Genomic DNA, 23,589 nt, shown 5'->3' with positions numbered 1-23,589 from the left:
ACTAAAACATTAGATTTTGAAATCAATTATAATTGCAAGTACTTCCACAGTTCATGGTAGTGGATATTTAGAATACCTTTTGGACGAACTCAAAATTCATTTTAATTCTGCTGAAGAAATTTTATTTATTCCTTACGCCAGACCAGGTGGCACATCTCACGATGATTATACCAAAACCGCAGCTAAGGCTTTTAAGTCCATTGGTAAATCGGTAAGAGGTTTACATGAATATGATGACCCAAAAACAGCTATTAGAAACGCCCAAGGTATTTTTACTGGTGGAGGAAACACCTTTGTTTTAGTTAATCAATTGTACAAAAATGATGTTTTAATGTCAATTAAAGATGCTATAAATAATGGTGTGCCTTATTTAGGCACCAGTGCAGGAAGCAATATTTGTGGATTAACCATCAATACAACTAACGATATGCCCATTGTCTATCCTCCGAGTTTTAAAACGCTTGCATTGGTACCGTTTAATATTAATCCTCACTATTTAGATCCAATTCCGAATAGTACACACATGGGAGAAACTAGAGAAACACGAATTAAGGAATTTCATGCATTTAACACGCAACCTGTGATTGGACTTAGAGAAGGTAGTTGGATTGAGGTTAAAAATAATCGTTTGACTTTAAAAGGCTCACTAGAGGCTAGGATATTTGAATATGGCAAAACACCTTATGAGTTACCAACAGATTCTGATTTAGGATTTTTAAAATAAGTTTAGATATTCTTAAAGAAATGATAGCCCCAAATTTCATAACCTTCATTATAATAGAACTTATGTGAAGGATAATTTTGAACATAAGTATTTAGTTCCATAGAATTACATCCCTTTTCTTTCACATAAGCATAAATCCAGTCCATAAATTGTTTACCGATACCTTTGTTTCTGTACTCAGATTTAATATAAACATGATCTAATTCTACAGATTTACCCGAATAATGACGTGTACAGAACCATAAGCCAGAAACACCAATAATATCATCAGCATCAAAAATCACTGCACATTCATAATTTTGAAGTTTCATTTCATCAAAACGAGATTTTAAAACCGCTTTACTTACTCTGCCCTCGTTAAGCTCAAAAACTAATGGAATCACACTACCTAGATTCTCATTAGATATAATTTTGAATTGATAACTCATCGTTAAAATTTATGACTATAAAAGTAAAACTTTTTAAATTTTGAATACAAAACCAATGACTTTTTCGAAAATATTGTGTCAAACTTTTGTAAATTTAACTCACTAACACTATCTCTATGAGAAGAGGCAATTTTAAAGTCCGCATATTAATTTTTATAGCTATAGCTGCTTTTGCTTATCTAAGAAAATGTAGTCAAGAAGAAATTAATCCATATACAGGTAAGAAACAAGCTATTTCATTATCGCCACAAGAAGAAATAGCCATTGGCTTACAAAGTGCACCTGGTATGGCACAGCAACACGGAGGTTTACACCCAGACAACAGATACCAGACAACTGTGGACAATGTCGGTAATAAGTTAGTAAACAGCAGCATAGCCAAAGACACGCCTTACAAATACGAATTCCATCTATTAGCTGATGAAAGAACTATTAATGCCTTTGCACTTCCTGGCGGTCAAATTTTTATTACATATGCTTTGTTTTCTAAACTACAGAATGAAGATCAATTAGCCGGAGTACTTGGACACGAAATTGGTCATGTATTAGGCAAGCACTCTAACGAACGTATTACGGATGCCAACTTTTGGAAAGTTTTGGCTATGGGAAGTTCTGCCATTGACATGGGTGGTGTAGCACAGCAAATTGGTCAGGGTCAGTTATTGAAAAATGGGAGAGGTGATGAATTAGAAAGTGATGAATTGGGTGTGTATTTTATGTTAGAGGCTGGTTACAATCCTGAAGAAATGATAGGTGTTATGAAAATTTTAAAGGATGCTGCTGGGCCAAATAGAGTTCCAGAATTTCAAAGCACACATCCAGACCCTGAAAACAGGATAGAAAAAATAAGGGAAGCCATTAGAAAATATAAAAATGCGTCTTAATAAGATAAGACGCATTTTATAATTAACTAACTCAAATAATTGTCTTTAATTAGACTGTTTTCTTTTTAAAGCGTTTCAAAAACTGTGCCGCATCAGTTGCTTTAGATTTTTTTGCATGCCCTAAAGCTGTGTACCCTAGATCACAGGTAGAATGAACATCTGCACCAGCTGTTACCAATACTTTTATTAGTTCTACACGGTTGTACTTAGCTGCATAATGGATTGGTCGCATACCATTTGATTTGGCATTAACATCCGCTCCTTGCTTAATTAGAGTTTTTGCAAGTTCAATGTTGCCAGTTGCTACGGCTTTACATAGAGGGCTTACCTCTACAGTTTTTACAGTTACTTCTTTAGTATCAGAAGTTAAAACATCGTTTGTTGCATTTAAATTACTGATTGAAAAGCCCAATGCTAAGGCTAAAACTACTGCTGATTTTTTCATGATGAAAGATTTTAAAATTTAATTGATTTGTTTTTTGATATTTTGATATACTAAAGAGACGACTAAATTTCTAAACTGTTACACTAAAAAAAGTTATATAACATACATTTAACGTTTTGAAAACAAATCTGTTAAGGGTTTCACAAAACTTTATTCCACCTTAACAATCAGCGTTTTAATATTTAAAATATTAATAACAAACCAAATTTTATAGATTTCAAAATTTGATGTACTATTCTATATCTTATCTTTGAACGTATTAAACACTATTCCATGAACAAGAAGGTTATTTTAATGATTTTAGATGGTTGGGGGAAATCACCAGACCCTAAAGTTTCGGCCATAGACAATGCAAATACTCCATTTATAGATTCACTTTATACAAAATATCCGAGTGCTAGTTTACGCACCGATGGATTGCATGTTGGCTTACCAGAAGGGCAAATGGGAAACAGTGAAGTTGGCCACATGAATTTAGGTGCTGGAAGAATCGTCTATCAAGATTTGGTAAAGATTAATCTGGCCGTGAAAGATAAAACACTTCAAGAGGAACAGGTTTTAAAGAATGCTTTTCAATATGCTAAAGTCAATAATAAGAAAGTACACTTTTTAGGATTGGTTAGTGATGGTGGAGTGCACTCACATATCAATCATCTTTTTGGGCTTTTGGATGCTGCCAATGATTATGATTTAGAAGATGTTTTTGTACATGCGTTTACGGATGGCAGAGATGTTGACCCAAAATCTGGATATGGTTTTATTTTAGAATTAGAAGAACATCTTAAAAAAACTACAGGAAAACTAGCAACCGTAACAGGTCGTTATTATGCTATGGACAGAGATAAACGTTGGGAACGTGTAAAGCTAGCTTATGATGCTATTGTTAACGGCCAAGGAGAATCGACTGATAACATATTAAAATCTATTCAAAATAATTATGAAGAAAATATCACTGACGAATTTCTTAAACCTTTAGTCATTTCTGATGATAACAAAAATCCTATAGCTAAAGTAGAAGAAGGTGATGTGGTCATTTTTTTCAATTTTAGAACAGATCGAGGTCGTCAATTAACACAGGCTTTGTCTCAGGAGGATTTTCATGAGTATAATATGCATAAGCTCAATCTTCATTATGTAACCTTAACCAATTACGATGATAATTTTGAAGGTATTAATGTAGTCTTTAATAAAGACAACCTTTCAGACACACTTGGAGAAGTCTTAGAAAAGCATAATAAAAAACAGATAAGAATCGCTGAAACCGAAAAATATCCACACGTTACATTTTTCTTTTCTGGTGGACAGGAAGACCCCTTTAAAGGAGAAACAAGAATCCTAAGAAACTCACCTAAAGTTGCCACTTACGATTTAAAACCAGAAATGAGTGCTTTTGAGCTACGCGATGCTCTGATTCCAGAACTAAAGCAAGGCGATACTGATTTTGTATGCTTAAACTTCGCTAACGGAGATATGGTTGGCCATACAGGTGTAATGGAAGCCGCAATTAAAGCTTGTGAAGCTGTTGACGTATGTGTAAAAGATGTGGTTACTACAGCATTAGAAAATGACTACACCACAATTTTAATTGCCGATCATGGCAATTGCGAAACCATGATTAATCCTGATGGCACACCTCATACTGCACATACAACGAATCCTGTTCCTATTATTTTAATCGATAAAGATTTAAAGGAAATAAAAGATGGTATCCTAGGAGATATAGCTCCAACAATTCTAAAGTTAATTGGAATACCACAACCAGAAGCTATGACACAACATAGCCTTGTATAAACTCCTTAAAGTTGTACCTTTGCCCAATAATTGAATTGATAGCATGAATTTTCAAGACAGATTAATTATTGCAGTAGATTTTGATGGTACAATTGTAGAAGATGCCTATCCAAAAATTGGTAAAGCGCGCATTTTTGCTTTCGAAACCTTAAAACGCTTGCAAGAAGATGGTCATAGGCTTATTCTCTGGACCTATAGAAGCGGGACAAAATTGCAAGAAGCTGTTGATTTCTGTAAAGAAAATGGCATTGAATTTTATGCCGTAAATGCCAGTTTCCCTGAAGAGAAATTTGATTACAGCCGAAGTCGTAAAATTCATGCAGACCTTTTTATAGATGATAGAAATATTGGTGGCATTCTCGGTTGGGGAGAAATCTATCAGATGATAACCAACGAAAAGCCAGATATAAAAATACCAAAGAAAAAGTGGTGGCAGTTTTAAAACGCCTAAATCCTTTTACTTCATCATTTCAAAATACGATTTTTCAATCTCTTCCCTATGATCAGGATGTGCTATATCTACAAGTGCCTTAACGCGCTCTTTTATAGTTTTTCCATATAAATTAGCTATACCATATTCTGTCACTACATAATGAACATGTGCTCTAGTCGTTACAACGCCTGCTCCATTTTTTAAAATAGGTACGATTCTACTTATTCCCTTTCGGGTTACTGAAGGCAATGCTATAATAGCTTTACCACCTTTACTCAATGAGGCTCCTCGGATAAAATCCATTTGACCTCCAACACCAGAATACATGCTGGCACCTATGGAATCTGCACAAACCTGACCCGTAACATCAATTTCTATTGCAGAATTAATCGCCACCATTTTAGGGTTTTGCTTTATATAAGACGTATTATTTGTATAATTAGAGGCACGCATCTCCACAAATGGATTATCATCCACATAGTCATATAAACGCTTAGAACCGATTAAAAAAGTTGTTAAGGCTCTCCCTCTATTGATTTTCTTGTAGTTACCATTTATAACATCATTCAGAATTAGATCAATGACACCATCAGAAAACATTTCAGTGTGCAAACCCAAATCCTTGTGATTAGTCAATCTCGTTAAAACAGCATTCGGTATAGATCCAATTCCCATTTGCAATGTACTTCTATCTTCTATCAAGCTTGCAACATAGTCACCTATTTTATTTTCAATGTCTGTCGGCACAGACATCCCCATGGTAGGTATTTCATCATCACATTCTACAAAATAATCAATTTCCGTATGGTGAATGATCCCAGCGCCATGAGTACGTGGCATATTTTTATTCACTTGTGCTACTACAGTGGTGACATTGTCAATAGCTGCCAAAGTTGCTTCCACGGAAACACCTAAGGAGCAATAACCATGTTGATCTGGAACAGAAACATGAATTAAAACCACGTCTAAATCAATAATATTTTGTTTAAATAAAAGCGGAACTTCACTTAAAAAAACTGGGGTGTAAGACCCATTACCCGCTTTTAACGTATGTCTTACATTTTTGCCGATAAAGAACGAATTAACATGAAAACTCTCAGCAAATTCTGGGTTTGCATAAGGTGCTTTCCCCTCAGTATGCAGCTGACAAATTTCAACATTTCGTAATTCTTCATGTCTTGCAGACATGGCATTGATTAATTGTTGTGGAGCTGCCGCTGCCGCCTGAATATAAACTCTATCGTTAGATTTAATAACTTTTACCGCTTCTTCTGCGCTTACCGTTTTGTACATCTCTTAAATTTTAGATTACAAAATTATAGCTCAAAAAGCAGAAAAAAACTGCCTTTTATCATGTTTTGCTTAAATTATTTAATAGTTATAATTAATTATCTTTGCACCCTAATTTATGAGACCATGATTATTGTAAAAACAAAGGAAGAAATTGAATTAATGCGCCAAAGCGCACTAGTTGTATCCAAGACCTTAGGCATGTTAGCCAAAGAAGTTAAAGAGGGAGTTACCACTAATCACTTAGATACCATTGCCGAAGAATTTATACGAGATCATGGTGCTCTGCCAGGTTTTAAGGGATTATACGATTGTCCATCAACTTTACTTTGCAGTGTTAATGAAGCCGTGGTACATGGTTTACCAACAGATGTTCCTCTAAAAGATGGTGATATTGTTTCTATAGACTGTGGAGCTTTAATGAATGGGTTTTATGGAGACCATGCATACACCTTTGAAATTGGCAATGTCAATGAAGCCACTAAAAAATTAATCCAAACAACCAAAGAGTCTTTATATGTTGGTATAAAACAACTAAAAGTTGGGAATCGCGTTGGTGATGTGGGTTACGCCATTCAGCAATATTGTGAAGCTGAAGGTTATGGTGTAGTGAGAGAATTGGTCGGTCATGGTATTGGTCGTAAGATGCACGAAGATCCTGAAATGCCAAACTACGGTAGACGTGGTAGAGGTAAAAAATTCATAGAAGGGATGGTCGTTGCTATAGAACCTATGATAAATATGGGAACGCATAAAGTGAAACAGCTTAAAGACGGCTGGACTATCGTTACCCAAGACGGAAAACCAAGTGTTCACTTTGAGCACGATGTGGCTATTGTAGACGGTCAGCCAGAAATTCTTTCAACATTTGCTTATGTGCATGAAGCTTTGGGCATAACTTCTAATGAAGAAGATGAATTTAGACAGAAAGCTTTAGTGCTTTAACATGAAATCAGTTTTCAAATTTTTATTAAACCTTTTCCCTCGTCCACTTCTAATAAGGTTAAGCTACATAATCAAACCCTTATTAGAATTCTTTTTAAAGGGCAGAAAGTACACAGATCCTATAAACGGTAAAAGCTTTAGAACCTTTTTACCTTACGGTTATGAAAAACAAAGACCAAACATACTGTCTCCTTCTACCCTTTCGTTAGAGAGACATCGATTGCTTTGGCTATACCTAAAGAATGAAACCAACTTCTTTTCTGATAATTTAAAAGTGCTGCATTTCGCGCCAGAGCAATGCTTTTTAAAACGTTTTAAAAAATTAAACAATCTAGATTACACCACAACAGATTTATTGTCTCCGATTGCAGACGTAAAAGCTGATATTTGCGATTTACCTTTTGATGACAACAGTTATGATGTTATACTTTGTAATCATGTATTAGAGCACATCCCAGATGACACTAAAGCTATGCAAGAATTGTATCGTGTTATGAAACCAAATGGCTGGGGAATTTTTCAAATCCCACAGGATTTATCTCGAGAAGTTACATTTGAAGATGATTCGATTACCGATAAAGCTGAGCGCGCTAAAATCTTCGGTCAGTACGATCACGTTCGGGTCTATGGCAGAGATTATTTTGACAAACTTCGGTCCGTTGGATTTAAGGTTGAAGAGGTTGATTATACTTCTCAACTTTCAGATGATGAAATTGACAAATACAGATTAGCAAAAGGTGAGATTATCCCTATTGTTTATAAGTAATAACTAATCAGGAAAGTTATTTAAACTCAAAGTTTGTAATTCTTTGTTATCCCCTTCAAAAATAAAAAACGCTTTTAACTCAGGATGTGTTTTTAAAAACTCGGTAACTTTATCAATTCCCATTGCTTGAAAAGCCGTCGCATACGCATCTGCCGTCATACAATCTTGTGCTATTACCGAAACGCTTAAAACATTGGTTTTTGTGGGATAACCCGTTTTGGTGTTTATGATGTGTGCATAGCGATTACCATTTTCGTCAATTTTAAACTTTCGGTACGTTCCTGATGTTGCCATAGCTTCATCTTTTAAAGTTATGGCTTTGTAAACGGATTGTTCTCCATCAAAACGCGGCTCGTCCAGTCCTACTCTCCAAGGTGACTTCTTTTCAATATTACGCCCTTTCACTCTGATTTCACCACCAATTTCAACCAAATAATTAGCGACTTGCTTTTCCTCTAAATATTCTGCAACAACATCTACTCCATAACCTTTAGCTATGGCATTAAATTCCAAATAAGTAGAGTTTGGTTTATTGATGGCATCATTAGTTAATGATACTTTATTGAAGCCGACAAATTGCATTAAACTATCAATAGTTGTGCTATCTGTTAAAAATTTATTGGTTTCAGCACCAAAATTCCATGCGTTGACTACATTCCCTATAGTTGGATCAAAGACACCTTCCGTTTCTCGGTAAATCGTTTTAGAGGATTTTAAAACTTTAATAAAATGTTGATCTACTTCAACAAGTTCATTTCGGTTTAACCTAGAAATATCAGAATCTGGAATATAGGTTGAAAGCGATTGATTCACCGCATTGAAAAGACTATCGATGTCTTGCATATAATCAATATCAGCCTCATTATGATATTGTATGTTAAAAGTGGTTCCAAAGACTGGGCCTGACAGTTTTATCAGTTCTGGTTTTTGTTCTTGTTTGCAAGAAAGACTTAACAAAGCCATCAGAATTAAAAACACATTTTTTTTCATCTATTTAAATTTTTGTAACAACCACTTTTCTATTGTTTATTATGTCGGTTGGCATTGCCCACTGTCTGCCAAATGCCCATTATGGGCTTTAATACGGTAAATTTTGACTTCGCCTGCCTGCCTGTTCGGCAGACAGGCGCTCAGTCTGACATTGATATTAATTCAAATTCATTTCAATGACTTGTATGCCATTGTACTCAATTAAATATTCTTCATTTAAATAAATGGGTAAATCTTCACCTTTGGGATTGCCTAAACCAACACCAGCATATAAAACTTTGGCATCTTTTTCGTAAGCGTGTTTTTTAAAGGTTTCCATCCAAACCACATCATAGTTATTTGGGTTTTCTGGCAAAATGACCGCTCTAACCACAACAAAATAGTATTGACTATTCTTATCGATACACACAAATTGCGGATGGCGTTTTAGCTTACTGTTAATAGCAACAAACTCAAAACCACGGGATTCTAAATCCTTACCTACGTGGTTCATGGCGAGGTTATGTATTTCTTGAGGTGTAAGAGGCTTGCTCATGGTGCAAAAATACAAAGAAGCTATTTAAATCGTACAAATTTTGCACTATTGAACGCGTAGTTTGAAACAGGTACCACAGCATCATCTTCTAATTGATACCATGGAGATATGGAAGCATCTTCTAGATTCTTAACCAAATGTACGCTTTGCGCAGGTGTATTTCCTTGAAACAGTAAAAACAACTTTTCGCCATTGTCGTTAACCACCTCGTCACAAAGTATTACGATATGCCCAGGGCTTCCACCTTTAATTAGCATATCTCCTATTTTTAAATCCTTCGCCTTAACAGATTCCAATTCATTGAAAAGTGATAATGTACCAGAATACATATAGATTAAGTTTAAGTACTTATAAAAATTGTCTTTAGAATGATCTGCATTAGCGGTTTTATGAAATGAAACTTTACTGCCATTTATCTTTGGACGATACCCTTCTGCATATTTTTGCAAGGAGCAATAATGTCCTGAGGTAAAATTAAAGCCTATCTCGTCCTTTCTGTCTTTCTCCCATAGATATTCACTTCGTATCCTAATTAAAGCATCAGCACATTGCTGTATTCCGTTTTTGGGTACAGGAACCTCCAATACTCCAACATGACCTCCTTGCCAAAAATATTCGGAATCATCGTAATTGATAATCTTACTTCCAAACGGCTTGAGTTTATAATGTCTCAAGTAATCTTCAAAGCTTCCCTTGGGATATGCTACACGTTTATAACCTTCTGGGATATTGACTCTTGATTTAATCGTTAGGCTATCCTTATTGATTAAACTTGGCGTTTCTACAATGGCAGCAACAGTGTCAACAACGTTTTCAATAGGCTTTAATTGAAAGGCCAGAACTAGTGCTGCAATCAATAACGATAATAGAAGTAACACTTTCTTCATGTCTATTGAAACGAATAAAAATTAGATTTTGTTATACAGATTATGAATTTATGTAACTTTAGCATTACTATGAGATTGAAATTTTTATTATTTGTTTCTATTTTGCTATTCACTTTCCACTGCGAAAACAAGACCAATTTACCAGACCTTCTTGAAGCTGGTTGGAATGGACAAGCAGTTTGTGAAGTATTGGAGGAAAACAAAGAACTACGTGTTTTAAAATGTACGTTTCCTCCAAATGTTGGGCATGAAAAACATTACCACAATCCACATTTTGGATATACCCTTGCTGGTGGAAAATTTAGAATTACAGATACTACTGGTACGCGAGAAGTTGATGTGCCCACGGGTTATAACTTTAAAAATGATTCCATCACTCAACATGAAGTTTTAAACATTGGAAAAACCACTGCAGTATTCCTCATCATGGAGTATAAATAAGTTTTTTTTGTATCTTTTAGATTGAAAAAGAAGACACTATGAAAACTTCAATTCGATTTGAAAATGCCATTGCTAAGCTTTACACCGCTTTTCAAAATGAAACCTTAAACCCTGAAGATTGCAATCGATGTGCTATCGGAACTATTTTAGATAACAAAGATAGCTGGAGACACATGACAGATATCCATGGCTCGGTTCAATTAAACTATGTTGGTCTTGTCCACCAGAATTTAGGTCGAAGATTCAATGGCTATTCACCTTTAGAACTTCTTAAAATTGAAGCGTCTTTTTTAAAAGGTTGTGGTTATCGCCTAGGAAAACATTTTTGCCATAAACCAGATTGCATTGATAAAACTATATTGTTTAATGGGTTATGTGAAGTGGTTGCAACCTTATGCCAACTAGATCATATTGACAATGTGATGGATTGCTCTAAATTGTTTGGTCATCATGTTGCCAAGCCAAGAAATGTAACCTCTCCGGTTTTAGAAAATTGTGAATTCTAAATAACAAAACCAGCACTTTGATGAGTACTGGTTTGTAATACAGTTTTGAATTCGACTTTGTATAAATTTGCCAAATGTCGCTTAGAGACTAGCCACCAAAGTCATCGAATCTAATATGTTCATCAGGAATTCCGAAGTCTTCACCCATTTTTTGAACCGCCTGGTTCATCAATGGAGGTCCACAGAAGTATAGTTCAATATCTTCTGGTGCTTCATGATGATTTAGATAATTATCTATCACACAATTGTGAATGAAACCGACAAAACCATCTCCTTCTTCGTCATTAATATCTTTCTTTACTTTCCAGTTATCTTCTTCTAATGGCTCCGAAAGCGCCATATAGAATTTAAAGTTAGGAAAGTCCTTTTCTAATTCTCTAAAGTGATCGATGTAGAACAACTCACGCTTAGATCGTCCTCCGTACCAATAAGTAACTTTACGTCCTGTTTTTAAGGTTTTAAATAAGTGATATAAGTGCGAACGCATTGGCGCCATACCTGCACCACCACCAACATAAAGCATCTCACTTTCTGACTCGTTGATGAAGAATTCACCGTAAGGTCCAGAAATAGTCACCTTATCACCTGGTTTTTGAGCAAAGATATAAGATGATGCCACACCTGGGTTTACATTCATCCATCCATTTTTAGCTCTATCCCAAGGTGGAGTCGCAATACGTACGTTAAGCATAATCTCACGACCTTCAGCTGGGTAAGAAGCCATAGAATATGCCCTTTCAACTGTTTCTGTATTTTTCATTACCAATGGCCAAAGCCCAAACTTATCCCACTCTGCCTGAAACTTATCTGGTGTTTCATGCTCTTCAGGATGCGCAGTAATGTCTATATCTTCATACTTAATTTCACAAGGTGGAATTTCAATCTGAATGTAACCACCAGCTTTATAACCCATATCCTCAGGAATCTCAACAACAAATTCCTTTATAAATGACGCCACGTTATAATTTCTTACAACAGTTGCTTCCCATTTCTTAATACCAAATACTTCTTCAGGAATGGTAATCTCCATATCCTGTTTCACTTTTACCTGGCAAGCTAAACGGGCCCCTTCTTTCAACTCTTTTCTGGAGAAGTGTGGAGTTTCTGTTGGTAAGGCTTCACCTCCACCTTCAAGAACATGGCATTCGCACTGAATACAAGTTCCACCTCCACCACAAGCAGATGGTAAGAATACTTTATTGCTCCCTAAAGTGCTTAAAAGTGTACTTCCAGAAGCTACTTCTATTTCGCGCTCGCCATTAATCAAAATCTTTACAGGACCCGATGGCGATAACTTTTGTTTTACAAATAATAACAGAGCAACTAAGAGTAAGGTCACCACTAAAAAGGCAGTTACAGTTGCGACTATTGTTCCGATTGTACTTGCGGCTAATATCATTGTCTTATCCTATTACTTGTTTGTGTTTTCAGCTACTTCTAAGTCAGACTCAAGTTTAGCTTCTTCTTTTTCAATATCTTCTTTTATCGTTTCAATAACAGCAGATTCCACTTCTGGAGTTGCTTCTTCATCACCTCCAGTCAACATACCTCCAAAACTCATAAAACCTATGGCCATTAAGCCTGTAATGATAAATGTAATACCTAATCCTCTTAATGCAGGAGGTACATTACTATATCTAATTTTCTCACGAATAGCAGCAATTGATAAAATCGCCAAGAACCATCCTATACCCGAAGAAATACCGTAGTTAAAAGCCAACCCTAAAGATGCTATCTCTCTAGATTGCATAAATAACGAACCACCCAAGATGGCACAGTTTACTGCAATTAACGGTAAAAAGATACCTAAAGAGTTATAAAGCGAAGGAGAGAATTTCTCTACTACGATTTCTACTAACTGTACCATTGTTGCAATGGTTGCAATAAACATAATGAATGATAAAAAGCTTAAGTCATAGCTCGCATATTCATCTCCTAACCATGCTAAAGCACCTGGTTGTAATATATATTGATCTAACAGCCAGTTCAACGGTACGGTAATTGCCAATACGAAAATTACAGCAGCACCAAGACCAACAGCGGTTGATACTTTTTTAGATACAGCAAGGTAAGAACACATCCCTAAGAATGTGGCAAATACCATATTATCTATAAATATCGATTTAAAAAATAATTCTACGTGTTCCATTTTTTTAAGTCTTCAGTTGCAGTTTGCAGTCTTCAGTTTAAGCATTGACTGCTAACTGAGCACTGTTTTACTGTCTACTATTTTTAGTCTTCTATTAACGCCTTATTTTTAGTACGTTGAATCCAAATAATTATTCCTACTACAATAAGTGCCATTGGAGATAACAGCATAAAACCGTTATTCTCATATCCTATTGCGTAAAGTCCAGTTTTCTCAATTGGGTCACCTAATACAGGAAAGCCTAACAAAGTTCCAGATCCTAAGAGCTCTCTAAAGAATCCCACTATGATAAGAATAACTCCGTATCCTAAAGCGTTACCTATTCCGTCTAGGAATGACTTCCATGGTCCGTTACCCAAAGCAAACGCTTCAAAACGACCCATAATAATACAGTTAGTAATAATTAACCCGACAAAGACCGAAAGTGTTTTACTCAATTCGTAAGCAAAGGCTTTTAACACCAAGTCTACTATAATTACCAATGTTGCTACAACGATAAGTTGAACGATAATTCTAATTTTTGAAGGAATGATATTTCGCATTAAGGACACAACCACATTACCAACACCCAATACAAATAATACCGAAATTGACATTACGATAGAGGCTTCCAGTTCTGCAGTAATCGCCAATGCAGAACATATACCAAGTACTTGAATGGTTATTGGGTTATTATCCGTTAACGGATCTAATATTAATCTACTGTCTTTTGCCATGATTAATTAGTTTTTAAAGTATCAAAATAAGGTTTGTACAGCTTTAAATCTTGCTTGATCATTGCTGTAACACCATCACCAGTAATCGTTGCACCTGCAATAGCATCTACCTCATTATCTGTTTTATCTTCATTTTTAGGGTCTGCATTTCCTTTAGCTACGGTAATACCTTTAAATACACCAGCTTCTGACAACAGGTGTTCACCATAGAAATCATCCATAAAGTAGCGTTGTTTAATATTGGCACCAAGCCCAGGAGTTTCACCCTTGTGGTCAAAATAAGCTCCTTGTACCACCATGTTTTCATCTAGGGCAATATAGCCCCAAATCGCATCCCAAAGTCCTTTACCATAAATAGGTGCTACGTAATATGTTTTTCCTTCACGCTCACCCACGAACAATGGTAGTTGTCTGTTCTCACCAGACTTAGCATTGGACTTTTGCTTTTTAATATCGATAAGGTATGGCTCCTTATTGTTTTCTGCCATAAACTCTTCTCGAGTTTGCGTCTTTACCACCTTGCCTGAAGCATCAACGGTAATTACAATTTGTTCTTTTACAAACTTTTCAAACTCGTCTGGCGCCACATCTGGTGATACAAATACTGCACTTGACTCATCATTTTCATTAACTCCCATTGCATAGAGAATGTTCTGTTGTTTCTCTATCTCTTCATTCTGAGTAATCATGGGTTTTGTATAGCTGAATAAACCAGCCAAGATAACGCCAACAACGATTACCATACCAACGGCAAATATGACCGTATATGAATTTTTATCTGTATTAACTGCCATAGTTATGCTGTTTTAACTTTTATACGTTTCATTCTTTTCTTAACATTAGCCTGAACTACATAATGATCGATTGTTGGTGCAAAAACGTTCATTAATAAGATCGCTAAAAATACTCCCTCTGGATATGCTGGGTTAAATACACGTATCATTATTGATATAAAACCAATTAAGAATCCATAAATCCATTTTCCCTTATTGGTTTGCGCAGCTGTTACAGGATCTGTTGCCATATAAACTGCACCAAATAAGATACTTCCAATTATTAAGTGCTGCCAAAAAGGAACACTCATTAATCCGTAAAACTTACTTGTATCTCCAATCCAACCTGCGTCTACAACACCATTGAATATCAATCCCATTACCAAAGCACCTATAACCGTACTTAACATAATTCTCCAGCTTCCTATTTTAGTAAAAATTAAGAATAAGGCTCCGATTATTATTAAGAACTTGGAAGTTTCACCGACCGATCCTGGAATAATTCCCCAAAACATATCCCAATAATCAATACCTGCTAAAGAGCTATTTTGAGCATAAGCACCTAACAATGTTTCACCAGAAATAGCATCTAAATTTTGACCTGCTGCAATTGCTTGATCTCTTTCTACTGCACCGTGTACCCATACTTTATCTCCAGACATCCAAGTTGGATAAGCAAAGAACAAAAATGCTCTAATGGTTAATGCTGGATTAAGAATATTCATCCCAGTACCACCAAATACTTCCTTTCCGATAACAACACCAAAAATAACAGCGACTGCAAGCATCCAAAGTGGAATATCAACCGGTACAATTAATGGCACTAACATACCTGTTACCAAATAGCCTTCTTCAACTTCATGGCCTTTTATTACAGCAAAGATAAATTCTACTGCAAGACCAACTCCATAAGATACTGCTACTAGAGGCAACACTGTTAAAGCACCAATCCAAAGATTATCTAAGGTCCAAAAAGATGCACCCAAAAAACCATTTGCAGATTCTATTTCACCTAAAGCCAAGTAATGCTGATAACCAGCGTTAAACATTCCAAAAATTAAACATGGCACCAATGCAAGTATGACGGTATTCATTGTACGCTTTAGGTCATCTGCAGCTTTTATGTGTGTTCCACCATGAGTGGTCTCGTTTGGAGTATATAAAAAAGTAAAGAGGGCGTTAAAACCTGGCAGCCACTTCTTATCTTTATTTTTTTCTTTAAAATTATGTAATTTATTTTTTAAACCCATTATCCTATCTCTTTAAGCATTAAGTCTAAACCTTCTCTTATTATTTTCTGATGTGGTTGTTTAGATACACATATAAATTCTGTTAAAGCGAAATCTTCTGGTGCAACCTCATACATTCCTAAAGCCTCCATTTCATCTAGATCTTGGTACATACAAGCTTTTAAAATTTGCATCGGATAGATATCCAATGGAAAAACTTCTTCATAACTACCAGTTACAACAAAGGCACGATGTTCGCCATTAGTGTTAGTATCTAAGTCATATTTTTTCTTCGGATTTAACCACGAGAATGTTAGAGCTCTTGAAGTAGACACTTTATCAAAAACAGGCTTATTCCATCCAAAAAACTCATAATCGTCACCTTCAGGAATTACAGTTATAACATTACTGTAATAATCTAAGCTACCATCTGGTGCCACCTTCTTCCCTGATAAAACATTACCAGAGATAATTCTGTCATTACCGTCTTTATCAACACCATTATCGTAAACCATGGTTGCCACTTCAGAACCTATCTTAGTTCTAAAATATCTTGGTTTTTTAACAGAAGAACCCGCTAGGGCAACTACACGCTCTGCATTGAATTTCCCTGTGAGCAAAAGCTCACCGATAATCACTAGATCTTGTGCGTTTACTGTCCAAACAACTTCACCCTTATTGATTGGGTTTACTTTATTAATTAAAGTCCCTACGTTACCAGAAGGATGTGGTCCAGAAACATTATGGGTAATTGTGTTATCCAAATTAGCCAAAGGAGAGTTGGAACTCCCTATAGAGATATGCACTCCACCTTCTGTTAATTTAGATAATGCAGTGACCGCTGTTTGCAATTCTGCTTCCTTACCAGCCAATGTATAATCTAAGTCTGCTGCTAGAGGTGCGCTGGCATAGCCCGAAATAAAAATGGCTTTTGGCTCGCTATCAGCCTTTGCCACAACATCATAAGGACGTTGTTTAATGAAAGCCCAACAACCAGAAGCTAATAAATGTGCCTTGATTTTGTCTGCATCTGAAGATAAATCAAACTTACCATGATCTACGTAGGTTTGTTCTTTATCAGCAGTAATTTTTATAGCGTCTATACGACGTCTTGGTCCACGTTGTACTTCAGTTACCTCACCAGATACTGGCGAGACAAACTTCATCTCTTCATTATCCTTATTGTAAAACAATGTCTCACCTGCCTTAACACGCGTACCTTCTTTTGCAACAAGTTTTGGAATTATACTGTGGAAATCTTCAGGCCTGATAGAATAGAAATTACTAATTATAGCGTTCTCTGTAGTCTTCTCGGCTTCGCCGACCAACTTTATATCTAAACCTTTTTTAATTCTGATGTCTTTTGACATATACTTAAAGATTAGTTATCTAAAAATCCGTGCAAATTTACGAATTAATGAGTAAATATATTTTCAATTTAAAGTCAACATTTTTATTTATAATCATTTTAAATAAGGTACTACTACAAAGGCACAGAATTTGATTATCTTTATGCCTCATGTATTACAAACGAATAATGACAAAGAATCTTTATAGCATTTTATTGCTTTTGTTGTCTCCAACACTATTACTTTCTCAAGCTGTAGAAGTTAGCCCACCCGATTTTATAAAAACCATAAAATTTAAAAGCAACACTACCCAAGGCCAGTTGCCCATTCTAAAATTAGGCGAACCTTTGGTTTTGGAGTTTGATGCGTTAAACGCAAATGAGGAGGATTTCTATTATGTTATTGAGCATTTTAATTTTGATTGGACACCTTCTGTTTTAGCTAAAGCCGAGTACCTAAGAGGTTTGGACAACCAACGGATTATGGAATACTATAATTCATTTAACACCTACCAAGTTTATTCGCATTATAAATTGCAAATTCCAAACATACAAACGCGTGGCTTATTGAAAAGTGGCAATTATATGATTTCCATATATGATGAATATGATGAGTTAATGTTCAGTAGAAAATTTATGATCTATGAAGATTTGGTAAATGTCGGTGTAAGCGTCAAGCGATCTAGGGATGTGACTGTAATTGACGAAAAACAATCCGTGGATCTTGTCGTTGCCACCAACAGTATTAATTTTAACAACCCTCTTGAAACGATTAAAACACTTATTATTCAGAATAATAATTTGAATACCTCTATTTCTGATTTAAAACCTCAGTACACTCTAGGCAATGAACTTATTTATAAGTATGATACTGAATCCGCATTTTGGGGAGGCAATGAGTATTTATGGTTTGAAAACAAAGATGTTAGAACTTCTAATGTTGGTGTTCAGTTTATTGATTTAAAAGACATTTATCAGAGTTATCTTTATCCGAATATAGCTAGAGCAGGGCGACCTTACACATACAATCCCGATCTCAACGGAAATTTTCAAGTTACTGCAGCCGAACGCTTAAACACTGATATTGAAGCCGATTATACCATGGTTCATTTTTCCTTATTAAATGAAGAATTAAAGGATAAGGACATACATGTGTATGGCAATTTTAATGCTTTCGCTATTGAACCGTTGACCAAAATGGAATTTAATCCAGAAAGCGGTAAATACGAAGTAAGTTTTCGCTTTAAACAAGGTTTCTACAACTATAAATATGTAGTTGTAGATATAGATACAGGTGAACTTGATGAAGGAGCCATCAGTGGCAATTATTGGCAAACCGAAAACAATTACAAAGTCTTGGTTTATTACAGGGATTTGGGAGCACGTTTTGATAAGCTAATCGGTTATGGTGAAGCCACTTCCGTTAATATTTCTAATTAAGACTGTAAGGAGTTTTCTCTTTATAGACTAAATTTCTTTTTATCTTCACATCAAAATTGATTTTTTAGAATGCAAAACGATGTTGCCTTATTTTCAGAACTGTGCGATGAGCTTTTTAAATTAGAAATTAATAAGCCAGTTGCTGAACCCATACCCACTTCAGAATTATATCAAGAATTAGATTTATCATTAAACACAGAAGGTATAATTGATAATGATTTAAAAGAAACGCTGAAAGAAATTATTAAAAGCACCCCAAAAACAGCTTCAAAATCTTTTTTCAATCAATTATTCGGTGGCAGAATTGACAAGGCTACTTTGGGAGATTTACTCGCTGTAATACTTAACAATAGTATGTACACCTATAAGGTTGCTGGTCCTCAAGTTGGTATAGAAAAACAAGTTCTAAAAGAAGTAGCTAAACTCGCTGGATATAATGATAGCAGCGACGGTACATTTGCACCAGGTGGGTCCATGAGCAATATGATGGCATTGATTATGGCAAGAGATGCCAAAAATGAAGCGATTAGAGCGGAAGGGCTTTCATCTAAAATGACATTATATACCTCAGCGGCTTCACATTATTCTATATCTAAAAATGCAGCTTTAACAGGTATCGGAAGAAATCAGGTTAGACAGGTAAACACTAATGAAAAAGGCGAAATGCTTTCTGAGCATTTAGAAGAACTTATTTTGAAAGATATAGCCGATGGTTACCAACCTTTCTTTGTCAATGCTACTGCTGGCACAACTGTTTTAGGAGCATTTGACGACATCATAGCTATTAGTAAAGTTTGTAAAAAACATAAGCTATGGTTACATGTTGATGGAGCCTATTGCGGAGGAGTGATTTTTAGCAAAAAGCACAAACACCTTATAAAAGGCCTAGAGCTTTCAGATTCATTTAGTGTAAATGCACATAAAATGTTGGGCACACCTTTGACGTGTTCAATAATTATAACCCAACACAAAGCGCAATTGCACCATTCGTTTTCTAACGAAGCTGATTATCTGTACCAAACTGATAGTGACGATTTTAATCTTGGTAAAACATCTTTACAATGTGGACGGCGCAATGATGCTTTAAAAATCTGGACGCTATGGAAATCCGTTGGAACAAAAGGTTTAGAAAAAATTGTTGATAAACAGTTTGAAATGGCACAAATAGCAAGAGATTATATCAACAATAACGATGACTATACGCTTTACAGCTTTGATGATTCTATATCCATATGCTTTAATTATAAGGGTGTCCCAGCCAATGAACTTTGTACTGCACTTTATAAAAATTCTGAACTCATGGTGGGCTTCGGAAATTTTAACAATACAGAATTTGTAAGGATGGTAACTATAAACAGTCTCTTAGAGAAAGAAGATATTTATAACTTTTTTGAAACGCTAGAAACATTTGTTTCGGAAAAAATGTTAAAATCAGTCACAACTTAACGTAAAAATTGCGCTATCATTCAAAAATTATGCTATTTTAGCATACTCTTTTCTTAAAGTTCATGGTACAACAAGTTACAAGCGGCATAAAAATTTCTGTCGAAACCAATTTTGAAGGTACATTTTATAAAAATTATAAAGTGCACTTCGCATTTGGTTATAAAGTAACTATTGAAAACCAAAGTAAAGATTCCGTACAGCTCAATTCAAGACATTGGAAAATACTAGACGCGCTCAATAAGGAAGAGATTATTGAAGGCGAAGGTGTTATTGGTAAAAAGCCTGTATTAAAACCAGGAGAATCCCACACATACAATTCCGGGTGTCTTTTAACATCACCTTTTGGTGCCATGCAAGGACATTACAATATGGTTAACTTTACAAAGGCCAGTAAATTTAAAGTTTACATTCCTACGTTTAAATTAAGTGCGCCTTTCGCACTTAATTAGGTTATATCATTCCGAAGTATTCAGGAATCTCTTAAACAATCATCAATTTAATTTATTGTTGTTCGCGCCTCACTCAGTCGATATGACAATTATCTTTTATTTTTTGAAGTCTTTTATAAAATCAAAACGATAAGTTTTAGAATCCTGCTCAACATGAAAAAACAAGCAGTTAGAGTTATATAAAAATTGATACTCTGAACTGATATCAAAACTTGTGTCATTCACTTTATAGATGCCATCGCAATCCACATTCCCATAAGGTGAAATTCGTCTAAAGCGATAGTCAGATTTACTTCTAACGTCGTAAAGTTCAAACCAAGCACCTGTTCCTAATCCTCCTAACCATTGTGCATGATCTTTTTTTTCATCATTATATTTTGGCAAAATTTTTCCTTCTAAACTTGGGTTGTAATCTTTTAGAACATCCAAAAATAGTTTTCGGTTTTGCTTACGTACGGTAGAATCAAATTCATTGATTTCACCATTGTCAGAAACTGAGTAAACAAAATTCTCTGTATCCGAAATAACAACGTTTCCAATAGTACTTGGTGTAAAGCTCTTAGATTTTATGAGTTTTTTCTTAATGCTATCATTTGTCACACTCTCAATTAAGGTGTCCGTAACAAAACGTGCGCAGTTAGTCGCATCTTTAATAAAAGCACCATATCTTATAAAACCTTTGTTTTGCATCTTATCGATATAGTCTCGCGCTAAATTATAATTAACTGCATTACAAACTGAAGCGTACATAGTACCTTCACCATGGGTTAATTTAGGATGCGTAGCCAAAAACTTCAGTATTTCATCTAAATTTTGTACGGTATCATTCTTAATATTTGCAACGATTGGGAGATTCAGCTCAAAATCAGTCTCTCTTCCTCTCACCCTTCCGTTGGGTTCTGTAGTTATATATCTCCCAAAGTCGAAATACTCTAAAACACCTGAGCTTTTATGTATTAAAACCAATGCTGCGTGACCTGCTCTAACATGTTTTTTACCACCTATGAAGGCAAAGCGCAAAAACTTAGAGTACCGTTCTTTAGCATGAGGCACAATGGTTTCCGGGTAGGCCAGTACAATAATAAAAGCGTCATTATTAAGCATAAAGGGCTTCAAAAATTTAAGGGAGCAACTTACAAAAAATAATGCTCGTAAGTTTCACAGAACTATAACGTTTGAAATTAACAATATCTCATAAATATTGTAACTTTGCACTTTCAAAATTCAAATTAAAAAAACATAACATATCATGGGAAAAGGATTCTTTAATGTACCAATAGCTGTTAACGAGCCTGTTAAGTCTTATGCTCCTGGTTCGCCAGAGCGCAAAGCTGTTTCAGAAGCTTATAAATCGATGTTTAACAGCAAGGTAGAAGTCCCTCTATATATCAATGGAAAAGATGTGAAAACTGGTAACACAAGAACCATGTCTCCTCCGCACGATCATCAACATATTGTTGGCGAATACCATATCGCTGAGCAAAAGCATATTGATGAAGCAATTGCTACAGCTCTAGAAGCTCGTAAGTCTTGGTCTCAAATGCCTTGGGAACATCGTGCTGGTATTTTCTTAAAAGCCGCAGAATTAATTGCCGGACCATATAGAGCTAAGATTAATGCAGCAACTATGATTGCTCAATCTAAAACTATACATCAAGCTGAAATTGATGCCGCCTGTGAGCTTATAGACTTCTTACGTTTTAATGTTCAGTTTATGACTGATATTTACATGGAACAGCCAGAAAGCACAAGTGATGCTTGGAACCGTGTTGAATACAGACCGCTTGAAGGGTTTACATATGCAGTAACACCTTTTAACTTTACAGCTATAGCTGGAAACTTACCAGCTTGTATGGCATTAATGGGTAATGTTGTGGTTTGGAAACCAAGTGATAGCCAAGTGTATTCAGCAAAAGTTATTATGGATGTATTTAAAGAAGCTGGTGTACCAGATGGTGTTATTAATGTTGTTTTCGGTGACCCAGTGATGATTACAAATACGGTTTTAGCTAGTCCAGATTTTTCAGGATTACATTTTACGGGTTCAACACATGTGTTTAAAGAACTTTGGAAACAAATTGGAAACAACATCCATAATTATAAAACTTATCCTAGAATTGTTGGCGAAACAGGAGGAAAGGACTTTATTGTTGCACATAAAACAGCAAATGCCAAGCAAGTCGCAACAGCAATTGCTAGAGGCGCATTTGAATTCCAAGGACAAAAATGTAGTGCGGCTTCAAGAGCATATATCCCAAAGGGAATTTGGGGAGATGTTAAAGATTATCTTTTAGAGGATTTAAAATCTTTTAAAATGGGCTCTCCTGAAGATATGAGCAATTTTATTACTGCGGTAATCCATGAAGGCTCTTTTGATAAATTAGCTAAATACATCGATGGTGCAAAAGCCGATAGTAATGCAGAAATTATTGCTGGCGGAAACTATGACAAATCCAAAGGATATTTTGTTGAGCCAACAGTAATAGTTACTACAGACCCTAAATATACAACCATGTGTACGGAATTATTTGGACCTGTCATCACAATTTATGTTTATGAAGACGATAAATTTTCTGAAACTCTAAAAGTGGTAGATGGTACGAGTGAATATGCCCTTACAGGAGCTATCTTAGCAACGGATAGATATGCTATTGATGAGGCTGCTAAAGCGCTACAAAACTCAGCTGGTAATTTCTATATCAACGACAAACCAACAGGTGCCGTTGTAGGTCAACAACCATTTGGAGGTGCAAGAGCTTCTGGAACGAATGACAAAGCTGGTAGTGCTCAAAACTTATTGCGTTGGGTATCACCAAGATTAATAAAGGAAACTTTTGTTACACCTACAGATTACAGATATCCTTTTTTAGGTTAAGAATCACAACAAACTGAAATACAAATCCTTAGAAGTGCTATACTTTTAAGGATTTTTTTTGCTTTTCATAGAAATGATAATAGGAAAAATAAAAATAAC

General features: G+C 35.5%; 25 protein-coding genes. 12 read left to right on the top strand and 13 right to left on the bottom strand.

Annotated elements, in window-relative coordinates:
• The first annotated feature begins 16 nt into the window (after nt 1-16).
• Nucleotides 17-724: a dipeptidase PepE gene (gene pepE, locus F1003_RS06630; protein ID WP_155088421.1), complete on the top strand. Its 708-nt coding sequence runs from the start codon at nt 17-19 to the stop codon at nt 722-724.
• 2 nt (nt 725-726) lie between these two features.
• Here the strand turns inward: pepE and F1003_RS06625 are convergent, their stop codons facing one another.
• Nucleotides 727-1,152 carry a GNAT family N-acetyltransferase gene (locus F1003_RS06625; RefSeq protein ID WP_155088420.1) on the bottom strand — a complete coding sequence of 142 codons (426 nt, stop codon included), beginning with the start codon at nt 1,150-1,152 and terminating at the stop codon, nt 727-729.
• Nucleotides 1,153-1,268: 116 nt separating this feature from the next.
• Between F1003_RS06625 and F1003_RS06620 the strand changes: the two genes are divergently transcribed.
• Nucleotides 1,269-2,036, top strand: a complete 768-nt coding sequence (locus F1003_RS06620) for a M48 family metalloprotease (RefSeq protein ID WP_155088419.1) — start codon at nt 1,269-1,271, stop codon at nt 2,034-2,036.
• A 49-nt stretch (nt 2,037-2,085) separates the two neighbouring features.
• Here the strand turns inward: F1003_RS06620 and F1003_RS06615 are convergent, their stop codons facing one another.
• Nucleotides 2,086-2,481, bottom strand: coding sequence for an ankyrin repeat domain-containing protein (locus F1003_RS06615; RefSeq protein ID WP_155088418.1), 396 nt, complete (start codon nt 2,479-2,481; stop codon nt 2,086-2,088).
• Between the two features lie 273 nt (nt 2,482-2,754).
• On the opposite strand from F1003_RS06615, the gene gpmI reads away from it, so the two are divergent.
• Nucleotides 2,755-4,272 (top strand): 2,3-bisphosphoglycerate-independent phosphoglycerate mutase, encoded by a 1,518-nt coding sequence (gene gpmI, locus F1003_RS06610; RefSeq protein ID WP_155088417.1) that lies wholly within the window; start codon nt 2,755-2,757, stop codon nt 4,270-4,272.
• A 43-nt stretch (nt 4,273-4,315) separates the two neighbouring features.
• A complete protein-coding gene (locus F1003_RS06605) occupies nt 4,316-4,714 on the top strand; it encodes a BT0820 family HAD-type phosphatase (RefSeq protein WP_155088416.1) in 399 nt (132 codons plus the stop codon).
• Between the two features lie 15 nt (nt 4,715-4,729).
• Here the strand turns inward: F1003_RS06605 and F1003_RS06600 are convergent, their stop codons facing one another.
• Nucleotides 4,730-5,998 (bottom strand): acetyl-CoA hydrolase/transferase family protein, encoded by a 1,269-nt coding sequence (locus F1003_RS06600; protein ID WP_155088415.1) that lies wholly within the window; start codon nt 5,996-5,998, stop codon nt 4,730-4,732.
• A 123-nt stretch (nt 5,999-6,121) separates the two neighbouring features.
• Between F1003_RS06600 and map the strand changes: the two genes are divergently transcribed.
• Together map and F1003_RS06590 are read left to right on the top strand one after the other, a co-directional pair.
• On the top strand, nt 6,122-6,940 hold the full coding sequence (map, locus tag F1003_RS06595; protein WP_155088414.1) for a type I methionyl aminopeptidase: 819 nt from the start codon (nt 6,122-6,124) through the stop codon (nt 6,938-6,940).
• A gap of 1 nt (nt 6,941) precedes the next feature.
• A complete protein-coding gene (locus F1003_RS06590) occupies nt 6,942-7,706 on the top strand; it encodes a class I SAM-dependent methyltransferase (RefSeq protein WP_155088413.1) in 765 nt (254 codons plus the stop codon).
• A 3-nt stretch (nt 7,707-7,709) separates the two neighbouring features.
• Here F1003_RS06590 and F1003_RS06585 read toward each other — a convergent pair whose 3' ends face one another.
• From F1003_RS06585 to F1003_RS06575, 3 genes are all read right to left on the bottom strand, one after another.
• Nucleotides 7,710-8,696, bottom strand: a complete 987-nt coding sequence (locus tag F1003_RS06585; protein WP_155088412.1) for an FAD:protein FMN transferase — start codon at nt 8,694-8,696, stop codon at nt 7,710-7,712.
• Between the two features lie 157 nt (nt 8,697-8,853).
• Nucleotides 8,854-9,231 carry a DUF8840 domain-containing protein gene (locus tag F1003_RS06580; protein WP_155088411.1) on the bottom strand — a complete coding sequence of 126 codons (378 nt, stop codon included), beginning with the start codon at nt 9,229-9,231 and terminating at the stop codon, nt 8,854-8,856.
• A gap of 20 nt (nt 9,232-9,251) precedes the next feature.
• Nucleotides 9,252-10,118, bottom strand: coding sequence for a DUF4846 domain-containing protein (locus F1003_RS06575; RefSeq protein ID WP_155088410.1), 867 nt, complete (start codon nt 10,116-10,118; stop codon nt 9,252-9,254).
• A 69-nt stretch (nt 10,119-10,187) separates the two neighbouring features.
• Between F1003_RS06575 and F1003_RS06570 the strand changes: the two genes are divergently transcribed.
• A complete protein-coding gene (locus F1003_RS06570) occupies nt 10,188-10,559 on the top strand; it encodes a cupin domain-containing protein (protein WP_202913884.1) in 372 nt (123 codons plus the stop codon).
• Between the two features lie 38 nt (nt 10,560-10,597).
• On the top strand, nt 10,598-11,065 hold the full coding sequence (locus tag F1003_RS06565) for a Na(+)-translocating NADH-quinone reductase subunit F (RefSeq protein ID WP_155088409.1): 468 nt from the start codon (nt 10,598-10,600) through the stop codon (nt 11,063-11,065).
• 88 nt (nt 11,066-11,153) lie between these two features.
• On the opposite strand, the gene nqrF is transcribed toward F1003_RS06565, so the two are convergent.
• From nqrF to F1003_RS06535, 6 genes are all read right to left on the bottom strand, one after another.
• Complete coding sequence (gene nqrF / locus F1003_RS06560) at nt 11,154-12,464, bottom strand: NADH:ubiquinone reductase (Na(+)-transporting) subunit F (protein WP_155088408.1); 1,311 nt, start codon at nt 12,462-12,464, stop codon at nt 11,154-11,156.
• A 12-nt stretch (nt 12,465-12,476) separates the two neighbouring features.
• Complete coding sequence (nqrE, locus tag F1003_RS06555) at nt 12,477-13,214, bottom strand: NADH:ubiquinone reductase (Na(+)-transporting) subunit E (RefSeq protein WP_155088407.1); 738 nt, start codon at nt 13,212-13,214, stop codon at nt 12,477-12,479.
• A gap of 83 nt (nt 13,215-13,297) precedes the next feature.
• Nucleotides 13,298-13,930, bottom strand: a complete 633-nt coding sequence (locus F1003_RS06550; protein WP_155088406.1) for an NADH:ubiquinone reductase (Na(+)-transporting) subunit D — start codon at nt 13,928-13,930, stop codon at nt 13,298-13,300.
• A gap of 2 nt (nt 13,931-13,932) precedes the next feature.
• Nucleotides 13,933-14,724: a Na(+)-translocating NADH-quinone reductase subunit C gene (locus F1003_RS06545; RefSeq protein WP_155088405.1), complete on the bottom strand. Its 792-nt coding sequence runs from the start codon at nt 14,722-14,724 to the stop codon at nt 13,933-13,935.
• A gap of 2 nt (nt 14,725-14,726) precedes the next feature.
• Complete coding sequence (locus F1003_RS06540; RefSeq protein ID WP_155088404.1) at nt 14,727-15,953, bottom strand: NADH:ubiquinone reductase (Na(+)-transporting) subunit B; 1,227 nt, start codon at nt 15,951-15,953, stop codon at nt 14,727-14,729.
• On the bottom strand, nt 15,953-17,302 hold the full coding sequence (locus tag F1003_RS06535; RefSeq protein ID WP_155088403.1) for a Na(+)-translocating NADH-quinone reductase subunit A: 1,350 nt from the start codon (nt 17,300-17,302) through the stop codon (nt 15,953-15,955). Before F1003_RS06535 ends, F1003_RS06540 begins: the two co-directional genes overlap by 1 nt.
• A gap of 167 nt (nt 17,303-17,469) precedes the next feature.
• On the opposite strand from F1003_RS06535, the gene F1003_RS06530 reads away from it, so the two are divergent.
• From F1003_RS06530 to apaG, 3 genes are all read left to right on the top strand, one after another.
• A complete protein-coding gene (locus F1003_RS06530) occupies nt 17,470-18,720 on the top strand; it encodes a type IX secretion system plug protein (protein ID WP_155088402.1) in 1,251 nt (416 codons plus the stop codon).
• A 69-nt stretch (nt 18,721-18,789) separates the two neighbouring features.
• Nucleotides 18,790-20,166, top strand: a complete 1,377-nt coding sequence (locus F1003_RS06525) for a pyridoxal phosphate-dependent decarboxylase family protein (RefSeq protein ID WP_155088401.1) — start codon at nt 18,790-18,792, stop codon at nt 20,164-20,166.
• Between the two features lie 62 nt (nt 20,167-20,228).
• Entirely contained in the window at nt 20,229-20,615 is a 387-nt protein-coding gene (apaG, locus tag F1003_RS06520) for a Co2+/Mg2+ efflux facilitator ApaG/CorD (RefSeq protein WP_155088400.1), read from the top strand.
• 96 nt (nt 20,616-20,711) lie between these two features.
• Here apaG and F1003_RS06515 read toward each other — a convergent pair whose 3' ends face one another.
• The gene (locus F1003_RS06515) at nt 20,712-21,719 is read right to left on the bottom strand and encodes a DUF6695 family protein (protein ID WP_155088399.1); all 1,008 of its coding nucleotides are present in this window, start codon (nt 21,717-21,719) and stop codon (nt 20,712-20,714) included.
• Nucleotides 21,720-21,864: 145 nt separating this feature from the next.
• On the opposite strand from F1003_RS06515, the gene pruA reads away from it, so the two are divergent.
• Nucleotides 21,865-23,490, top strand: coding sequence for an L-glutamate gamma-semialdehyde dehydrogenase (gene pruA, locus F1003_RS06510; protein WP_155088398.1), 1,626 nt, complete (start codon nt 21,865-21,867; stop codon nt 23,488-23,490).
• Nucleotides 23,491-23,589: the final 99 nt, after the last annotated feature.

It is taken from the genome of Winogradskyella ouciana (assembly GCF_009709615.1).
Taxonomy (GTDB): Bacteria; Bacteroidota; Bacteroidia; order Flavobacteriales; family Flavobacteriaceae; genus Winogradskyella; species Winogradskyella ouciana.
The sequence above is the reverse complement of the archived record's forward strand: the minus strand, read 5'-3'. Positions and strand labels throughout refer to the sequence as shown.

What these genes read in the sequence shown, in the direction of transcription:
- F1003_RS06625 (WP_155088420.1), bottom strand. Translation starts at nt 1,152, where the DNA reads ATGAGTTATCAATTCAAAATTATATCTAATGAGAATCTAGGTAGTGTG.
- F1003_RS06620 (WP_155088419.1), top strand. Translation starts at nt 1,269, where the DNA reads ATGAGAAGAGGCAATTTTAAAGTCCGCATATTAATTTTTATAGCTATA.
- F1003_RS06615 (WP_155088418.1), bottom strand. Translation starts at nt 2,481, where the DNA reads ATGAAAAAATCAGCAGTAGTTTTAGCCTTAGCATTGGGCTTTTCAATC.
- gpmI (WP_155088417.1), top strand. Translation starts at nt 2,755, where the DNA reads ATGAACAAGAAGGTTATTTTAATGATTTTAGATGGTTGGGGGAAATCA.
- F1003_RS06605 (WP_155088416.1), top strand. Translation starts at nt 4,316, where the DNA reads ATGAATTTTCAAGACAGATTAATTATTGCAGTAGATTTTGATGGTACA.
- F1003_RS06600 (WP_155088415.1), bottom strand. Translation starts at nt 5,998, where the DNA reads ATGTACAAAACGGTAAGCGCAGAAGAAGCGGTAAAAGTTATTAAATCT.
- map (WP_155088414.1), top strand. Translation starts at nt 6,122, where the DNA reads ATGATTATTGTAAAAACAAAGGAAGAAATTGAATTAATGCGCCAAAGC.
- F1003_RS06590 (WP_155088413.1), top strand. Translation starts at nt 6,942, where the DNA reads ATGAAATCAGTTTTCAAATTTTTATTAAACCTTTTCCCTCGTCCACTT.
- F1003_RS06585 (WP_155088412.1), bottom strand. Translation starts at nt 8,696, where the DNA reads ATGAAAAAAAATGTGTTTTTAATTCTGATGGCTTTGTTAAGTCTTTCT.
- F1003_RS06580 (WP_155088411.1), bottom strand. Translation starts at nt 9,231, where the DNA reads ATGAGCAAGCCTCTTACACCTCAAGAAATACATAACCTCGCCATGAAC.
- F1003_RS06575 (WP_155088410.1), bottom strand. Translation starts at nt 10,118, where the DNA reads ATGAAGAAAGTGTTACTTCTATTATCGTTATTGATTGCAGCACTAGTT.
- F1003_RS06570 (WP_202913884.1), top strand. Translation starts at nt 10,188, where the DNA reads ATGAGATTGAAATTTTTATTATTTGTTTCTATTTTGCTATTCACTTTC.
- F1003_RS06565 (WP_155088409.1), top strand. Translation starts at nt 10,598, where the DNA reads ATGAAAACTTCAATTCGATTTGAAAATGCCATTGCTAAGCTTTACACC.
- nqrF (WP_155088408.1), bottom strand. Translation starts at nt 12,464, where the DNA reads ATGATATTAGCCGCAAGTACAATCGGAACAATAGTCGCAACTGTAACT.
- nqrE (WP_155088407.1), bottom strand. Translation starts at nt 13,214, where the DNA reads ATGGAACACGTAGAATTATTTTTTAAATCGATATTTATAGATAATATG.
- F1003_RS06550 (WP_155088406.1), bottom strand. Translation starts at nt 13,930, where the DNA reads ATGGCAAAAGACAGTAGATTAATATTAGATCCGTTAACGGATAATAAC.
- F1003_RS06545 (WP_155088405.1), bottom strand. Translation starts at nt 14,724, where the DNA reads ATGGCAGTTAATACAGATAAAAATTCATATACGGTCATATTTGCCGTT.
- F1003_RS06540 (WP_155088404.1), bottom strand. Translation starts at nt 15,953, where the DNA reads ATGGGTTTAAAAAATAAATTACATAATTTTAAAGAAAAAAATAAAGAT.
- F1003_RS06535 (WP_155088403.1), bottom strand. Translation starts at nt 17,302, where the DNA reads ATGTCAAAAGACATCAGAATTAAAAAAGGTTTAGATATAAAGTTGGTC.
- F1003_RS06530 (WP_155088402.1), top strand. Translation starts at nt 17,470, where the DNA reads ATGACAAAGAATCTTTATAGCATTTTATTGCTTTTGTTGTCTCCAACA.
- F1003_RS06525 (WP_155088401.1), top strand. Translation starts at nt 18,790, where the DNA reads ATGCAAAACGATGTTGCCTTATTTTCAGAACTGTGCGATGAGCTTTTT.
- apaG (WP_155088400.1), top strand. Translation starts at nt 20,229, where the DNA reads ATGGTACAACAAGTTACAAGCGGCATAAAAATTTCTGTCGAAACCAAT.
- F1003_RS06515 (WP_155088399.1), bottom strand. Translation starts at nt 21,719, where the DNA reads ATGCTTAATAATGACGCTTTTATTATTGTACTGGCCTACCCGGAAACC.
- pruA (WP_155088398.1), top strand. Translation starts at nt 21,865, where the DNA reads ATGGGAAAAGGATTCTTTAATGTACCAATAGCTGTTAACGAGCCTGTT.